The organism is Chloroflexota bacterium, from assembly GCA_015478725.1.
Lineage (GTDB): Bacteria > Chloroflexota > Limnocylindria > Limnocylindrales > CSP1-4 > C-114.
On sequence record JADMIG010000001.1, the window covers coordinates 441,643 to 457,115 of the forward strand.

The following is a 15,473-nucleotide window of genomic DNA, read 5'->3' on the forward strand; positions in this document are numbered from 1 at the left end:
TACTGTGCTAACGTAGTAGCACGCTAACACGTCAAGGGGTGCCGCGTCAACGATGCCATTCGAGCTCTATGCGGCGATCGATCTCGGCGGTGGGGCGGTGGTTCGGCTTCGCCAAGGAGACTTCGATCGGGCGACTGTGTATCCCGGTGACCCCGCGACGATCGGCCGGGCGTTCGTGGCCGAGGGAGCGCGGTGGATCCACGTCGTGGACCTCGACGGGGCGCGGTCGGGGGAGCCGATGCAGGTCGCCGCGATCCGCTCTGTCATCGATGCTGTCGCCGGACGGGCGCGGATCCAGGTCGCCGGCGGACTGCGGACGGAGGCGGCCGTGGGCTCGGCCCTGGACTCCGGCGCGAGCCGCGTGGTCGTGGGTACCGCAGCCCTCCGGGATCCGTCGTTCGGCACACGGATCGTCGAGGCGCATGGACCGGACGCCATCGCGGTCGCACTCGATGTTCGCGACGGCGTCGCGATCGGCGAGGCATGGCGCTCGGGAGCGGACGGCGCCGCCGTCGACGACGCTCTCCGACGGTTGGCCGGTGCCGGCGTGGAGACGTTCGTCGTCACCGCCATCGAGCGAGACGGTCTGCTCGAGGGACCGGATCTCGGGCTTCTCGCCCGCCTCGTGCTGCTCGACCGGGGAGCGATTGTCGCCTCGGGAGGGATCGCGTCGCTCGACGACCTCCGGGCGGTCCGGGCCATCGGCTGTCGCGGCGCGATCGTCGGACGCGCAGTCTACGAAGGCAGGATCCGCCTCGACGAGGCGATCACCGCGATCCAAGCGTTCTGAGGACGCTCAGTGCCCGCCGGCAGCCTCGACGTGCCGGCGGTGCGCCTCGACGATCTTGTCGGCGACGGTCGCCGGGACCTCCTCGTAGTGGTCCAGGGTGGCCCTGAAGCTGCCCCGACCGTGGGTCAGCGATCGGAGCTCCGTCGCGTAGCTGAAGAGCTCCGCCTGCGGGACGTGGGCGGCCACGACCTGCAGCCCGTCTCCTCCGGCGTCCATGCCGAGGACGCGTCCGCGCCGCGTGTTGAGATCGCGGTTCACGTCACCCATGTACCGCTCCGGGACCCGGACCTCGACGGACATGATCGGCTCGAGGAGGGCCGGCCGACAGTCGAGGACGCCCTTCCTGAGCGCCATCGACGCCGCGATCTTGAATGAGAGCTCGTTGCTGTCGACCGTGTGGAACGAGCCGTCGTAGAGGGTGGCCCTGAAATCGGATAGCGGATAGCCGGCGATGACGCCTTCGGCCGCGGCTTCCCGGACACCCTTCTCGACCCCCGGGAAGAAGCCCTTCGGCACGGACCCGCCGACGACCTTCTCGGCGAACTCGACGCCGCCGCCCGGGTTCGGTTCGATCTCGAGCCAGACGTGCCCGAACATCCCGTGGCCGCCGGTCTGCTTCTTGTACTTGCCCTCGACCTGGGTCCGTCCCCGGATCGTCTCCCGATACGGGACCCGCGGGGTGCGCGTGACGATCGTCGCCCCGAACTTCCGCTTGAGCCGTTCCGCGATCACCGCGATATGGGCCTCGCCGGTCGCGACGAGGAGCTGCTCGCCCGTCGCGCTCCGCTCGAGGCGGACGCACGGCTCCTCCTCGAGCATCCGGTTCAGGGCGGCACCCATCTTGTCGAGGTCGGCCTTGGTCTGCGGTTCGATCGCCACCGGGAGGGTCGGCTCGGGAAAAACGAGCGGGTCGAGGAGCAACGGATGCTCGCGGCTCGAGAGGGTATCGCCGGTCGCGGTGACGGACAGTTTCGCGACGGCGCCGATCTCGCCGGCCTTGAGCTCGCCCACGGGCTCCTGGTCCTTGCCGTGGATGAGCAGGAGCTGGCCGATTCGCTCGTCCTCGCCGCGCCCGGCGTTCCACGCGTGGCCCTGCGAGTGGATCGTCCCCGACAGCACCCGGAGGTAGGTGAGGCGCCCGACAAAGGGGTCGGCGGCCGTCTTGAAGACGCGGGCGAGCAATGGTCCCGCCGGATCGGGGGGAACGCTCACGGCATCCCCGGACTTCGGTTCGCGAGCGGTCGCCGGACCCTCGTCGGTCGGCGAGGGCAGGTAGCGGACGAACGCATCGAGGAGACCGCGGAGCCCGATCCCCCTGACAGCGCTCCCGACAAGGACAGGGGCGAGGATGGACTCCTTCACGCCCTTCCGCAGGCACGCCTCGAGCTCCGGGTCGCTGACTTCCTCACCCTCGAGGTACTTCGCCAGGACGTCATCGTCCGCCTCGGCGGCCGCCTCGAGGAGCTGATCGCGCCGCCTCGCGACCTCCGCGGCGAGCCCCTCGGGGACGGGGATCTCGACCTCCTGGCTGCCATCCCAGTGCCACGCCCGCCGGTGGACCAGGTCGACGTAGCCGGCGAAGCCATCTCCGCTGCCGATCGCCAGCTGGAGCGGGGCGACCTTCGTCCCGAATGTCGTCCGCAGGGCGTCGAGCGCCGCGCTGGGATCCGCGTTCTCGCGATCGCACTTGTTGATGAAGAAGCAGGCGGCACGACCTGTCGATCGGCCGAGCGCGACCGCACTCTCGAGGCCGGAGTCGACGCCGCCGGAGGCGTCCATGACGAAAAGCGCCCCGTCGACGCCGGCGAACCCCTCGATCACCTCGGCGACGAGATCCGGATAGCCGGGCGTGTCGATGAGGGTCACCCGGGTCCCATCGTCGTCGAGGGTGGCGACGGCCAGGGACAGCGATTCGTGGCGCTTCTGCTCCTCCGGCTCGTGGTCGAGCGTGCTCGTCCCGTCGTCGACCCGACCGAGCCGCTGCGTCGCTCCGGTGCGGAAGAGGAGCTGTTCCGCGAGCGTCGTCTTGCCGGAGCCGGCGTGTCCGGCGAGGACGACGCTCCGAAGGTGGGGGAGGTCAACGCTCTTCGTCGTCATCGACTCGTCTGTCCTCTCGTGGTGGGCGGTGGAGGGGGACGGTGCGGGGACGCGTGCAGGGGCGGGCGAGGCCGTCCGAGCATCATAGTCGCGTATACTCCCGGGCGATGTCCGGTCACTCCAAGTGGTCTCAGATCAAGCGCCAGAAGGGCGTCAATGACGTCAAGCGCGGCGCGGTCTTCACCAAGGTCGCCCGGGAGATCGCGATCGCGGCCCGGGCCGGTGGCGGCGATCCAGACGGCAATTTTCGGCTTCGCCTCGCGATCGAGAAGGCACGCTCCGTCAACATGCCGGCGGACAACATCAAGCGGGCGATCGAGCGCGCGGCGGGGGCCGGGGAGAGTGACCAGTTCGAGGAGATCGTCTACGAGGGCTACGGCCCCGGCGGCGTGGCGATCCTCGTCGAAGCAGCGACGGACAACCGGAACCGGACGGCGGCCGAAGTCCGCTCCCGGTTCGCCAAGTCGGGCGGCCAGCTCGCCGCGTCGGGCGCCGTCGCCTGGCAGTTCGAGGCACGCGGGCTCATCACCGTCGCCCGCTCCTCGGGGATCGACGCGGACGCGGTCGTCCTCGCCGCGATCGACGCCGGGGCGGCGGACGTCGACACGGAGGCGGACCCGCTCGAGATCTACACGGACCCGGGCGACCTCGAGGCTGTCCGGCGCGCCCTCGACGGGGCAGGGATCCCGGTGGACCAGGCCGAGTCGGCCATGATCGCCCGGCAGACCGTCGAGCTCGACGCCTCGAAGGCGCGCCAGGCCCTCCGGCTCGTCGAGGAGCTCGAGGATCTCGAGGACGTCCAGCGGGTGACCGCGAACTTCGACATTCCGGAGGAAGTCTTCGCCGAGGTCGCCGGGTGACGGTCGCCGCCGTGGGGTCGCCGCGATGATCGTCCTCGGCATCGACCCTGGCACCGCCGCCCTCGGCTACGGCGTCGTGGAGCGGACGGGCGGTCGCCTTCGCGCGGTCGACGACGGCTGCATCTCGACGAGCCCGTCCGACCCGCTGCCGGAACGCCTCCTCCAGATCCATACGGCCGTCCGCGATCTCATCGCGACCCACCGACCGGCGCTCCTTGCCGTCGAGCGGCTCTTCTTCAGCCGGAACGCACAGACGGCCTTCGCCGTGGGCCAGGCACGCGGTGTGGTCCTGCTCGCAGCGGCGGAGGCGGATGTGGCGGTCCGCGAGGCCACGCCGAGCGAGGTGAAGTCGGCCGTGGCCGGCCACGGCGGTGCCGACAAGGAGCAGGTCGCGCGGATGGTCGCGATCATCCTCGGGCTCGACGCACCGCCGCGACCCGACGACGCGGCGGACGCGCTCGCCATCGCGATCTGGGCGGCGAACCGGGAGCGCGCCGGTGAGATGCTCCAGTCGGCGGTCCTCGACCGGGCCGCGGTCGCGCCGCTCGCCGGTGGGAGCACCCCGTACGAGCGTGCCGTCCGAGAGGCGCTCGGTGCCGAACGGATCGCCGCCGCGTCCAGATCAGGACGGAACGGCGGACGGTGATCGCCTCCGTCGAGGGGATCGTCGGGACGGTCGGCCTCGATTCCGTCGTCATCGACGTCGGGGGCGTCGGCTACCGGGTGTACGCGGCTCCGGCTGTTCTCGTCGCCGCACGCCCGGGTGCGCGGCTCCGACTCCACACGCATCACCTCGTCGCGGAGGACCGCCAGGCGCTGTTCGGATTCGCGACCTCCGAGGAGCTCGGCTTCTTCCACCTCCTCCTCACCGTCACCGGCGTGGGTCCGAAAGTCGCCCTCGCGATCGTCGGCAGTCGGCCGGTCGCGGACCTCCAGCTCGCCATCCTCCAGCAGGATCAGGCCGCCCTCACCGCCATACCCGGGATCGGCAGGAAGCTCGCCGAACGGGTCGTCTTCGAACTCAAGGAGAAGGTCGCCGCTGCGGGGACCGCCGCAGGCGGCGGTACGGGCGGCGGCGAGACGGAGGTGGTCGCGGCGCTCCAGGCGCTCGGCTATTCCGCGATCGAGGCCCGCGAGGCTTCCCGCGCCGCCGGCGCGGATCTCACGAACGGCGACAGTCTCGAGGATCGCGTGAAGGCCGCCCTGCGGACCCTGCTCCGCGACTGAGGCCGGCCGCCGGGCTTAGAACGGACGTGCTAAATGACGCGGGCCGTGATATCCTCGCCGGGATGACGGACGACGCGTCGCAGGTCCTCGCCGCACAGCTCCTCGACGAGGCGGATCTCGCCGTCGAGGGCTCACTCCGGCCCCACACGCTCGGCGAGTACATCGGCCAACGCGAGGTGAAAGGCAACCTCTCGATCCTCCTCACTGCGGCACGCGGCAGGGGAGAGGCGGCGGACCATGTGCTCCTCTACGGACCGCCGGGCCTCGGCAAGACGACCCTCGCGACGATCGTCGCCCGAGAGCTCGGGGTGAACATCCGCTACACCAGTGGGCCGGCGATCGAGCGTGCCGGAGATCTGGCGGCGATCCTCACCGCGCTCGACGAGCGCGACGTCCTCTTCATCGACGAGATCCATCGGCTCAATCGGGCCGTCGAGGAGATCCTCTATCCGGCGATGGAGGACTACGCCCTGGACGTCATGATCGGCAAGGGGCCCTCCGCCCGATCGCTGCGGCTCAGCCTCAAGCCGTTCACCGTCGTCGGCGCGACGACGCGGGCCGGCCGTATCAGCGCTCCGCTCCGCGACCGCTTCGGGGCCACGTACCGGCTCGACTTCTACGACGAGACGGACCTGACCGCGATCGTCGTGCGGTCGGCCGGGATCCTCGGCGTGGAGATCGCTCCGGACGCCTCGGCCGCCATCGCACGACGCGGGCGCGGGACGCCGCGGATCGTCAATCGGCTCCTCAAGCGTGTCCGCGATCACGCCCAGGTCCACGGCACCGGCGCCGTCACGAGGGCTTCGGCGGAGGAGGCCATGCGCCGGATGGAGATCGACGAGGAGGGCCTCGATTCCACCGACCGCAAGCTCCTCTCCGCGATCATCCAGAAGTTCGGATCCGGACCGGTCGGCGTGCAGGCCCTGGCGGCGGTCCTGTCCGAGGAGGTCGAGACGATCGAGGACGTCTACGAGCCGTTCCTCCTCCGGCTCGCCTTCATCGATCGCACTCCCCAGGGCAGGATCGCGACGGAGGCGGCGCGCCAGCATCTCGCGTCGCTCGGCTACGAGATCCCGCCACCCCGGCGACCCGAGCCGGGGATCTCGTCGCTGTGGGATGGGTCGGTCGTAGATGAAGCCGTGGTACGGGACGGGGACGCGTGACCGGCGCGGCACGGTTCGATGTCATCGTCCCACCGCCGACGGACGGCACGACGCGCGCCCGCCTCGGGCGACTCAGCCTCCCGCACGGCATCGTCGAGAGCCCGCAGTTCATGCCGGTCGGAACGAACGCGACGGTGAAGGGCCTCCACCCGGCGGATCTCGTCGAGGTCGGTGCATCGATCGTCCTCGCGAACACCTACCACCTGTATCTCCGCCCCGGCCACGAACGGATCGCCCGCCTCGGCGGCCTCCATCGGTTCATGGCGTGGGACCGCCCGATCCTCACCGACTCGGGCGGCTTCCAGGTCGTCTCGCTCGGCGACCTGCGGATCGTCGACGACGACGGGGTGACGTTCCGCAGTCACCTCGATGGGTCGGTCCACCGGTTCACCCCGGAGCTCGCGATCGGCGTCCAGCAGGCGCTCGGTGCGGACGTCGCCGTCGCCTTCGATCAGCCGGTGCCGCCGTCCTCGCCGCGCCCGGTCGTCGCCGAGGCGACAGAACGGACCGCCCGCTGGGCCGAGCGATCGTATCGAGCCCACGATCGAGCGGACCAGGCGCTCTTCGGGATCGTCCAGGGTGGACTGGAACCCGACCTTCGGGCGGCTTCCGTGGCGGCGATCGCAGGCCTGCCGTTCGACGGCCTGTGCATCGGCGGGCTCGCCGGCGACGAGACGGCCGAACAGCGCGAGGCGACGCTCGATATCACGGTCGACCTGCTCGCCGCGGATCCCCGGCCGCGCTACCTCATGGGCCTCGGGTCGCCGGCGGACATCCTCGAGGCGGTCCACCGCGGCGTTGACCTGTTCGATTCGGTCCTCCCCGCGCGCGTCGCCCGGAACGGCCAGCTGTGGGTCCCCGGCGGTCACCTCAACATCCGGAACGCCCGCTACCTCGACGACCCGGAGCCGGTCCAGGCGGACTGTCCGTGCCTCGCCTGTCGCGGCTTCTCACGCGCCTACCTCGCCCATCTCTTCCGGGCCCGCGAGCTCCTCGCCTACCGCCTCGCGACTTGTCACAACCTCACCTTCACCCTAGACTTCCTCGCGAGGATCCGCACCGCGCTCAGATCCGGCACCTTCCCGGCGGCACTCCCCGAGCTTCGGCTGCGCGCCGGCAGGATGAGCGGCAGTGAAGTCGCGGTGCAGTCCGCGTGAATGCCCCGTCCGTACCATCCAGCAGCCGATGTGGAGGAGCAGCAGATGGGTTCACGAGATCGCCCCTCCAGGGAAGCGAAGAAGAAGCCGAAGGACAGCGGCGCGAAGCAGAAGCTCCAACCGCTCCTCGAGCCACCGCAGAACGTCGAGCTCATCCGCAAGGAGCGGAAGCCGCGGACGCCGCGCGAGGAGTCGGACGAGAGCTGAGCAAACGGCCGCACCGCCGTCGGCGATCACCCGCCGGGACACCACAGGAGCGAGGATCACGATGGCGATGACAGGCGAGCGCGGCGTGGACGAACGGACCCTCGATCGAGCGACGGCCGAACGCGGGCGAGCCGTGGATGCAGCGATCCTCGCGATCGAGAAGCAGTTCGGTCGCGGTTCGATCATGAAGCTCGGCTCGGCCGAACGGCAGCAGGTCGACACGATCCCGACCGGATCGATCGCCCTTGACCTTGCGCTCGGTGTCGGCGGCATCCCGCGCGGGCGGATCACGGAGATCTTCGGCCCGGAGTCGTCCGGGAAGACGACGGTCTGCCAGCATGTCCTCGCCGAGGCGCAGCGTCGGGGCGGCGTCGTCGCCTTCATCGACGTCGAACATGCCCTCGACCCGGGCTACGCGCGGGCGTGCGGTGTCAACGTCGACGAGCTCCTCGTGAGCCAGCCGGACACCGGGGAGCAGGCGCTCGAGATCACGGAGACACTCATCCGCTCGGGCGGGATCGACTGCGTCGTCCTCGACTCGGTCGCCGCACTCGTGCCGCGCGCGGAGATCGAGGGCGAGATGGGCGACAGCTTCGTCGGCATCCAGGCCCGCCTCATGAGTCAGGCACTTCGCAAGCTCACCGGCGCCGTCTCGAGGAGCAACACCGCCCTGGTGTTCACGAATCAGCTCCGCGAGAAGATCGGGGTGATGTTCGGCAATCCGGAGATCACGCCAGGCGGACGGGCGCTGAAGTTCTACGCGAGCGTTCGGCTCGACATCCGGCGCATCGAGACGATCAAGTCGGGCACCGAGTCGATCGGCAACCGCGTCCGAGTGAAGGTCGTGAAGAACAAGGTGGCACCGCCCTTCCGCGTCGCGGAGTTCGACGTCATGTACGGCGAGGGCATCTCCCGGGAAGGGGGCCTCCTCGATGTCGGTGTGGCGATGGACGTCGTGACGAAGACCGGCGCGTGGTTCACGTTCGGCGAGTCTCGCCTCGGGCAGGGTCGTGAGGCGGCGAAGGAATTCCTCAAGGCGAACGCGGAGATCGTCGCCGAGGTCGAACGGCAGATCCGGACGAAGATGTCGACCGTCACGGTCCCGGTCGAGGGGATCGAAGAGGCCGAGTGACCGCTCCGCGATGAGCGGCCGCGACGGTCCGGGCAGCGAGCGACGGCAGCGGCCCTCGCCGACCGAACGGCGCGCCCTCAGGACGGAGGAGACAGACCCGGAGATCGTCCTCGCTGCCGCGGTGCGGTTCCTCGAGACCCGCCCGCGCTCGGTCGCGGAGGTACGCCGCCGTCTCCGCACGGCCGGCTATCCAAGTCCGCTCATCGAGGGCGCGGTCGGGCGGCTCCTGGATCTCGGCTATCTCGACGACGCGTCCTTCGCGCGGGCCTGGGTCGAGTCCCGCGATCGGGCCCGCCCGCGCGGCGAGCGGGCGCTCCGGGCGGAGCTCGGACAGAAGGGCGTCGGGCGCGATGTCGCGGATGCGATCCTCGCCGACCGAAGGAGCGGGGACGCGGACCCGCCGTCCGGTGGCGGGTCTGCCGAGCCTGAGGAGCGCTCAGCGGACGAGGCCGCGGCGGCGCGACTGCTCGAGCGCAGGTCTCGCACCCTCGATCGGATCCCGGACGTCCGGGTGCGCCGCCAGCGGGCGTATGCGCTGCTGGCGCGGAACGGGTTCGATCCGTCCGTGAGCGCCCGCGTGGCCGCCCGCCATGTCGATCGCGAACTCGGGGACGTCGCGACGCCAGTGACCCGGTTTGACCCTCCGTCCGACGGGCCCTAGGCTACGCGGCAGAGGATCGTGCGTCACCTCGGGTGACGCGGAGTGCCCATCGCGACTCGTTCATGGCCACGGGGACCCGATCCCCGGTCTCGCCGGCGACGGCGAGCTGCCCACGAACGGGTCCGACCTGAACCGTTTTGACGCGTCCGGCGTGATCCGTCGGATGGGAGGACCGGATCGATGGTTGATCTGACCGTCGCCGCCGCCGTGGCCGTCGTGGCCGTCGGCGCCGGCGCTGCCGCTGGATTCGTCCTTCGGGGCATGCGCGCGAGCGCCCGCATGAAGCAGGCCGAGGAGAAGGCCGCACTCATCATCGAGAAGGCGTACAACCAGCAGAAGGATCTCATCCTCGAGGCGAAGGACGAGAAGCTTCGACTCCAGCGCGAGGCGGAGGACGAGGCGCGAGCGAAACGCTCCGAGCTCGCCAACCTCGAACGCCGGCTCCTCCAGCGCGACGACCAGCTCGACCAGCGCGGCGACATGCTCGAGCAGCGCGATCGCAAGCTCATCGATCGCGAGCGCGAGATCGAGCGCGCGCGGGAGGAGGTCGCCCGCGCGCACGCCGAGCAGGTTGCCGCGCTCGAACGAGTGAGCGGCATGTCCGGTGAGGACGCCAAGGCCATCCTGCTCGATGCAGTCCGCGAGGAGGCCGAGCATGACGCCGTCCGCATCGCCCGGGCGATCGAACGGGCCGCTCGAGACGAGGCCCAGGACAAGGCCCGTGATGTCATCGTCACGGCCATACAACGGATCGCCGCCGACCATACGGCCGAGCACACGGTGAGCGTCATCCACCTCCCGAGCGACGAGATGAAGGGCCGGATCATCGGTCGTGAGGGCCGCAACATCCGGGCGCTCGAACAGGCGACGGGCGTCGACCTCATCATCGACGACACGCCCGAGACGGTCGTCATCTCGGGCTTCGACCCGGTCCGCCGCGAGATCGCCCGGATCGCCATCACGAAACTCGTCAGCGACGGCCGGATCCACCCCGGACGCATCGAGGAGGTCGTCGCCAAGGCCCGGGCGGAGGTCGATCTCGTGATCCGCCAGGCCGGCGAACAGGCGGCCTACGAGGCGGGCGTCCCGGGTCTCCCGCCGGAGATCGTCAAGCTCCTCGGGCGCCTCAAATACCGCACGAGCTACGGCCAGAACGTCCTCAACCACGTCGTCGAGACGAGCCGTCTGGCGGCGATCATCGCGGCCGAGGTGGGGGCCGACATCCAGATCGCGAAGATGGGCGGCCTCCTCCACGACATCGGCAAGGCGGTCGACCATGAGGTCGAGGGTCCCCACGCGGCGATCGGCGCCCAGATCGCGCAGCGACACAACCTGCCGATGAAGGTCGTCAACGGCATCGCCGCTCACCACCAGGAAGTCGAATACGCCTGTATCGAGGCCCCGATCGTGCAGATCGCGGATGCGATCAGCGCCTCGCGGCCGGGCGCGCGGGGTGAGGCGATGGATACCTACGTGAAGCGGCTTGAGGATCTCCAGGCGATCGCCGCGAGCTTCGCCGGTGTCGAGCGCTCGTTCGCGGTCCAGGCGGGTCGCGAGGTCCGCATCCTCGTTCGACCTGAGGAGATCGACGATCTGGCGTCGATGCGCCTCGCCCGCGACATCGTCCGCAAGATCGAGGAGACGCTCACCTATCCAGGTCAGATCAGGGTGACGGTCATCCGCGAGACGCGGGCCGTGGAGTACGCGAAGTAGCACCGCCGCCCGGCAGGACGGTCCAGGTTGGCCGGACCGTCCTCGGCAACCCGGCGAACGCGGGCCTGCCCCGGCCGCACGGGGCGTGTCGGGTCCTCATGATCGGCGACATCATCGGCAAGCCCGGACGCCTCGCCGTCGAGGCCACCCTGCCGGACCTCCGAACCGAGCGGGGGGTCGACTTCGTCACGGCCAACGGCGAGAACGTCGCGGGCGGCATGGGCCTGACCGCATCGACCGCCGAGGCGCTTCTCGGCGCCGGGGTGGACGTCATCACCTCCGGCAATCACATCTGGGACAAGAAGGAGATCTACCCGGTCCTCGAGCGCAGCGATCGGATCCTCCGGCCACACAATTACGGAACGCACGATGTGCCCGGTCGGGGCTGGGTGACCCACGCCGGGCTCGACGGCTCGGAGATCGCCGTGATCAACCTCCAGGGGCGGACGTACATGGCGCAGATCGAGAACCCGTTCACCGATGCCGACGATCTTCTCGACGGCGCCTCCGAACCGCTCCCGCCGATCCGCCTCGTCGACTTTCACTGCGAGCTCACCTCCGAGAAGAACGCCCTCGGGCTGTATCTCGACGGCCGGGTGAGCGCGGTCGTCGGGACGCATACCCACGTCGTCACCGGCGATGAGCGGATCCTCCCGGGCGGCACGGCCTACCAGACGGACCTGGGGATGACCGGCCCGCTGTGGAGCGTCATCGGCTTCGCCCCCTCGACGGTCCTGCCGCGGTTCATCAACGCCCTCCCGACCCGGTTCGAGGTCGGCGACGGAGCGGTGATCTTCAATGCCACGCAGATCGACATCGACCCGGCGACCGGGCGCGCCCTCGCGATCGAGCGGGTCCAGCGCCTCGTCGAGGTCTGAGGCCGTGGTCCGCAGCCGTCACGATCGCGGAACGCCGGTCGTTCCACCCCGGCCGTCGCTCGTCGATCTCCACAGCCACACGACGCGGTCCGATGGGACCGTGGAGCCGGCGGAGCTCGTCCGGGCGGCGGCCGCGGCCGGCGTGCGGATCCTCGCCATCACCGACCACGACAACCTCGCCGCGCCGCGCGAACTGCTCGCCGATCCACGGGGCCTGGCGGCGGGATTCGAGCTCGTCCCCGGCCTGGAGATCAACACCGTGGTGGACGGCGGCGGGCCACGGTGGGGCGGTGAACTCCACGTCCTCGGCCTCGGCGTCGACCCGGGCGACGACGCATTCGAGGCGATTCTCGCCGCACAGCGGGACCGTCGACGCGAACGGTTCGTCCGGACGCTCGATCGACTGCGAGCCGCCGGGATGCCGCTCGACGACCTCGTTGCGGCGTTGCCACCGGACGAGCGGACGGCGCTCGGCAGGCCGACGGTCGCCCGGCTCCTCGTCGCGAAGGGCCACGCCCGAAGCGTCCAGGACGCCTTCGAGCGGATCGTCGGCGCCGGCATGCCGGGTTACGTTCCGCGCGACGGGATCGGGCCGGCCGCTGCGATCGCCGCGATCCGGGCGGCGGGCGGCCTCCCGGTCCTCGCCCACACGGCGGACGCGGCGGAGCGCCGACCCCGGATCGAGGAGCTTCGCGCACTCGGGCTCGGCGGCCTCGAGGTCCACTACCGCCGCTACGACGCCGAGACGGTCGCCTCCGTGGCGGCGGTGGCGACGGCCCTCCGCCTCGTTCCGACCGGTGGCAGCGATTTCCACGGCGACGGTGAGACATATGCCGAGGCCCACGCGGCGATCTGGGTCCCCGTCGACGATCTCGACGCGTTGCACGCGGCCCTCGAGGAGCGGGCCTACATCGACGAGGCGCGGACCGTCACTGCGTGGGGCGGACGATGACCATTCGCGCGCTGCCGGTCCTCGACGTCCCGGTCCCACCGGTTCCGACGTCGCCGCGGGCGCCCGCCGCGCCCGGCGACGAGCGGCTCACCGAATACCGACCGGAGTCGCTCTCGCTGCCGGCGTTCAGCATCTGGACCCTCGGCTGCCAGATGAATCGGAGCGACTCGGAGGAGATGGCGGGTCGCCTCCTCGGCGCCGGGTGCCCCGAGGCACCGTCTCTCGAATCGGCCGACCTCATCGTCATCAACACGTGCGCCATCCGCGAGGCGGCGGAACAGAAGGTGATCGGCCGCCAGGGCGCCCTCCAGCGGCTGCGGGCCGCGAACCCCGGACTTCGGGTCGTCCTCACCGGCTGCGCAGTCCGCGAGGCGGATCGCGCCGGTCTCGCGCGCCGCTATCCGGCGGTCGACCTGTTCCTTCGGCCCGACGAGGAACCGGAGCTCCTCGAGCGCCTCGGCCTCGCCTCCGCGCAGGCGCCGATCGGCACGACCGGGACCACCGGCATCGTCGGCCAGGCCCTCGTGGGGATCGCCGATGGCTTGCCGGCAACCCGAGCCACGGCCGTCGCCGGGGGCACGATCGCGCGTGGATCGACGATGAGCGCCTGGCTCCCGATCGTCTACGGCTGCGACAAGACCTGCACCTACTGCATCGTCCCGTTCAGTCGCGGGCCCGAGCGGAGTCGACCGTTCGACGACATCGTCGCCGAGGCGGGCGCCCTCGCCGCGGCCGGTTATCGCGAGGTGACCCTCCTCGGCCAGAACGTCAATTCGTACGGCCACGACCTGCCGCCCGAGCCGCGATTCGGCCACATCGCGACCGAGCGGACGACGGGCCGCCGGGTGGACCTCCACGGCCGCCCGGATCTCGCCGAGCTCATCCGCACCATCGATCACCTGCGGACCGCCGATGGCGCGCCGGCGATCCCGCGCCTCCGGTTCGTCACCTCCCACCCGTGGGACCTCTCCGACCGCCTCGTCGCCGCGCTCGCCGAGTGTTCGACCGTCTGCGAGCATCTCCACCTGCCGGTCCAGTCCGGCTCGGATCCGGTCCTCCGGCGGATGGGCCGGCAGTACACGACCGAACACTACCTCGAACGGCTCGCCGCGATCAGGGCGGCGGTCCCGGGCATCGCCGTGAGCACGGACGTCATCGTCGGCTTCTGCGGCGAGACCGAGCTGCAGTTCGAGGAGACACTCGATCTCCTCCGTCGAGTCCGCTACGACCAGGTCTTCGCGGCGGCCTTCTCACCGCGCCCCGGAACGCCGGCGGCGCACCTTGCGGACGACGTCCCTGCGGTGGAGAAGCGACGCCGCCTCAACGTCCTCCTCGAGCTCCAGGAGTCGATCGGGCTGGAGCGCAATCGGGCCCTCGTCGGCCGCACGCTCGACGTCCTCATCGATCGCGTCACGCCACCACGGTCGCACGATCACGACGAGCCGCCGGGGGAGGGGAGGGCGGAGGAGAGCGACCCGTCGCTCGCCGGTCGGACTCGCGGCAACAAGCTCGTCCACGTTCGCGGCGACAGCACGCTCATCGGGCGGATCGTCGAGGTGCGGATCGAGCACGCCGGCCCGTACGCGCTGCGGGGGTCGCTCACACGGACCTGACGGCCGCCGGAACCGAGGCGTCGCCGGCGGTCTCACGCACGTCGGCCCCGCCGCTCCTCGTCATCGTCGGTGCGACGGCGACCGGCAAGACCGGGCTCTCGCTCGACATCGCCGACCGCCTCACGGCGCAGGGCGGGTGCGTCGAGATCGTGTCCGCGGACTCGCGCCAGGTGTACCGCGGCCTCGACATCGGAACGGCGAAGGTCGGGGCTGCGGACCGCGCCCGGATCCGTCACCACGGTCTCGACCTCGTCGACCCCGATGCGCCGTTCTCCCTCTCGACCTACGTGGATGCCGTGACAGCGGCGCTGGCCGGGATCGCCGCGCGGGGCGGCGTCGCGATCCTCGTCGGCGGGACGGGGCTGTACCTCCGTGCGGTGGCCCGCGGTATCCCGACCGCCGAACTGCCCGCGGATCCGAGCGTCCGCGCGGAGATCGAACGATCGATCGCCACGGCCGGGCTCGCCACGGCGGTCGCGCGACTCAGCGCGCTCGCCCCGACGCTCGCCGCGCGGACCGATCCACGGAATCCGCGCCGGGTCGCCCGAGCCCTCGAGATCGCCACACTCCAGGGCGACCGACCACTGCCGGCGCCGCGCGGCTATCCGGGACCCGTGGCCTGGCTCGGACTGGCCCTTGAGACGGACCGCCACCGGCGCTGGATCGCGGCTCGCGCGCGCGGCCAGTTCGAGGGCGGACTCCTCGCCGAGGCGGCCGACCTCCGGACGCGCTTCGAGCCCGGGCTCCGGGCCTTCAGTGCGATCGGCTATCGAGAGGCGTGGGGCGTCCTCGACGGCGTCCTCTCGAAGGAGGAGGCGGTCGATCTCGACGCCCGCCGCAACGTCGCCTTCGCCGCACGACAGCGGACGTGGTTCCGTCGCGAGCCAGATGTCGAGTGGCGCGACGCGTCGGATCCGGCGGCTGCTCTCGCCGCGGGTCTCGCGCTCGTCGCCACGCTCATCGAACGTTCACCCTCGCGCGGTCGGGGGCCCTCGTGAGCATCCCGCGGACGGCCGGGTATCC

At 70.9% G+C, this 15,473-nt stretch carries 15 protein-coding genes; 14 read left to right on the forward strand and 1 reads right to left on the reverse strand.

Going from position 1 to position 15,473, the window contains the following annotated elements:
• The first annotated feature begins 52 nt into the window (after positions 1-52).
• A complete protein-coding gene (locus tag IVW53_01985) occupies positions 53-790 on the forward strand; it encodes a 1-(5-phosphoribosyl)-5-[(5-phosphoribosylamino)methylideneamino] imidazole-4-carboxamide isomerase (GenBank protein MBF6604340.1) in 738 nt (245 codons plus the stop codon).
• Positions 791-796: 6 nt separating this feature from the next.
• Here IVW53_01985 and IVW53_01990 read toward each other — a convergent pair whose 3' ends face one another.
• Positions 797-2,887: an elongation factor G gene (locus IVW53_01990; GenBank protein ID MBF6604341.1), complete on the reverse strand. Its 2,091-nt coding sequence runs from the start codon at positions 2,885-2,887 to the stop codon at positions 797-799.
• Positions 2,888-2,994: 107 nt separating this feature from the next.
• Between IVW53_01990 and IVW53_01995 the strand changes: the two genes are divergently transcribed.
• The 13 genes from IVW53_01995 (at position 2,995) to miaA (ending at position 15,448) form a co-directional block, all read left to right on the forward strand.
• Positions 2,995-3,747 (forward strand): YebC/PmpR family DNA-binding transcriptional regulator, encoded by a 753-nt coding sequence (locus IVW53_01995; protein MBF6604342.1) that lies wholly within the window; start codon positions 2,995-2,997, stop codon positions 3,745-3,747.
• Between the two features lie 25 nt (positions 3,748-3,772).
• Positions 3,773-4,393, forward strand: a complete 621-nt coding sequence (ruvC, locus tag IVW53_02000; protein ID MBF6604343.1) for a crossover junction endodeoxyribonuclease RuvC — start codon at positions 3,773-3,775, stop codon at positions 4,391-4,393.
• Complete coding sequence (gene ruvA / locus IVW53_02005; GenBank protein MBF6604344.1) at positions 4,390-4,974, forward strand: Holliday junction branch migration protein RuvA; 585 nt, start codon at positions 4,390-4,392, stop codon at positions 4,972-4,974. The genes ruvC and ruvA overlap by 4 nt, the downstream gene beginning before the upstream one ends.
• 62 nt (positions 4,975-5,036) lie before the next feature.
• Positions 5,037-6,137 carry a Holliday junction branch migration DNA helicase RuvB gene (ruvB, locus tag IVW53_02010; protein ID MBF6604345.1) on the forward strand — a complete coding sequence of 367 codons (1,101 nt, stop codon included), beginning with the start codon at positions 5,037-5,039 and terminating at the stop codon, positions 6,135-6,137.
• A gap of 23 nt (positions 6,138-6,160) precedes the next feature.
• Entirely contained in the window at positions 6,161-7,294 is a 1,134-nt protein-coding gene (gene tgt / locus IVW53_02015) for a tRNA guanosine(34) transglycosylase Tgt (protein ID MBF6604346.1), read from the forward strand.
• Between the two features lie 45 nt (positions 7,295-7,339).
• A complete protein-coding gene (locus tag IVW53_02020; protein MBF6604347.1) occupies positions 7,340-7,501 on the forward strand; it encodes a hypothetical protein in 162 nt (53 codons plus the stop codon).
• 67 nt (positions 7,502-7,568) lie between these two features.
• Positions 7,569-8,633 carry a recombinase RecA gene (gene recA / locus IVW53_02025; protein ID MBF6604348.1) on the forward strand — a complete coding sequence of 355 codons (1,065 nt, stop codon included), beginning with the start codon at positions 7,569-7,571 and terminating at the stop codon, positions 8,631-8,633.
• Positions 8,634-8,643: 10 nt separating this feature from the next.
• Positions 8,644-9,294: a regulatory protein RecX gene (locus IVW53_02030; GenBank protein MBF6604349.1), complete on the forward strand. Its 651-nt coding sequence runs from the start codon at positions 8,644-8,646 to the stop codon at positions 9,292-9,294.
• A gap of 180 nt (positions 9,295-9,474) precedes the next feature.
• Positions 9,475-11,007, forward strand: coding sequence for a ribonuclease Y (rny, locus tag IVW53_02035; GenBank protein MBF6604350.1), 1,533 nt, complete (start codon positions 9,475-9,477; stop codon positions 11,005-11,007).
• A 98-nt stretch (positions 11,008-11,105) separates the two neighbouring features.
• Complete coding sequence (locus IVW53_02040) at positions 11,106-11,885, forward strand: TIGR00282 family metallophosphoesterase (GenBank protein ID MBF6604351.1); 780 nt, start codon at positions 11,106-11,108, stop codon at positions 11,883-11,885.
• A gap of 4 nt (positions 11,886-11,889) precedes the next feature.
• The gene (locus tag IVW53_02045; GenBank protein MBF6604352.1) at positions 11,890-12,837 is read left to right on the forward strand and encodes a PHP domain-containing protein; all 948 of its coding nucleotides are present in this window, start codon (positions 11,890-11,892) and stop codon (positions 12,835-12,837) included.
• A complete protein-coding gene (gene miaB / locus IVW53_02050) occupies positions 12,834-14,450 on the forward strand; it encodes a tRNA (N6-isopentenyl adenosine(37)-C2)-methylthiotransferase MiaB (GenBank protein MBF6604353.1) in 1,617 nt (538 codons plus the stop codon). Before IVW53_02045 ends, miaB begins: the two co-directional genes overlap by 4 nt.
• Positions 14,451-14,599: 149 nt before the next feature.
• Entirely contained in the window at positions 14,600-15,448 is an 849-nt protein-coding gene (gene miaA, locus IVW53_02055; protein ID MBF6604354.1) for a tRNA (adenosine(37)-N6)-dimethylallyltransferase MiaA, read from the forward strand.
• Positions 15,449-15,473: the final 25 nt, after the last annotated feature.

What these genes read in the sequence shown, in the direction of transcription:
- IVW53_01985 (MBF6604340.1), top strand. Translation starts at nt 53, where the DNA reads ATGCCATTCGAGCTCTATGCGGCGATCGATCTCGGCGGTGGGGCGGTG.
- IVW53_01990 (MBF6604341.1), bottom strand. Translation starts at nt 2,887, where the DNA reads ATGACGACGAAGAGCGTTGACCTCCCCCACCTTCGGAGCGTCGTCCTC.
- IVW53_01995 (MBF6604342.1), top strand. Translation starts at nt 2,995, where the DNA reads ATGTCCGGTCACTCCAAGTGGTCTCAGATCAAGCGCCAGAAGGGCGTC.
- ruvC (MBF6604343.1), top strand. Translation starts at nt 3,773, where the DNA reads ATGATCGTCCTCGGCATCGACCCTGGCACCGCCGCCCTCGGCTACGGC.
- ruvB (MBF6604345.1), top strand. Translation starts at nt 5,037, where the DNA reads ATGACGGACGACGCGTCGCAGGTCCTCGCCGCACAGCTCCTCGACGAG.
- IVW53_02020 (MBF6604347.1), top strand. Translation starts at nt 7,340, where the DNA reads ATGGGTTCACGAGATCGCCCCTCCAGGGAAGCGAAGAAGAAGCCGAAG.
- recA (MBF6604348.1), top strand. Translation starts at nt 7,569, where the DNA reads ATGACAGGCGAGCGCGGCGTGGACGAACGGACCCTCGATCGAGCGACG.
- IVW53_02030 (MBF6604349.1), top strand. Translation starts at nt 8,644, where the DNA reads ATGAGCGGCCGCGACGGTCCGGGCAGCGAGCGACGGCAGCGGCCCTCG.
- rny (MBF6604350.1), top strand. Translation starts at nt 9,475, where the DNA reads ATGGTTGATCTGACCGTCGCCGCCGCCGTGGCCGTCGTGGCCGTCGGC.
- IVW53_02040 (MBF6604351.1), top strand. Translation starts at nt 11,106, where the DNA reads ATGATCGGCGACATCATCGGCAAGCCCGGACGCCTCGCCGTCGAGGCC.
- miaB (MBF6604353.1), top strand. Translation starts at nt 12,834, where the DNA reads ATGACCATTCGCGCGCTGCCGGTCCTCGACGTCCCGGTCCCACCGGTT.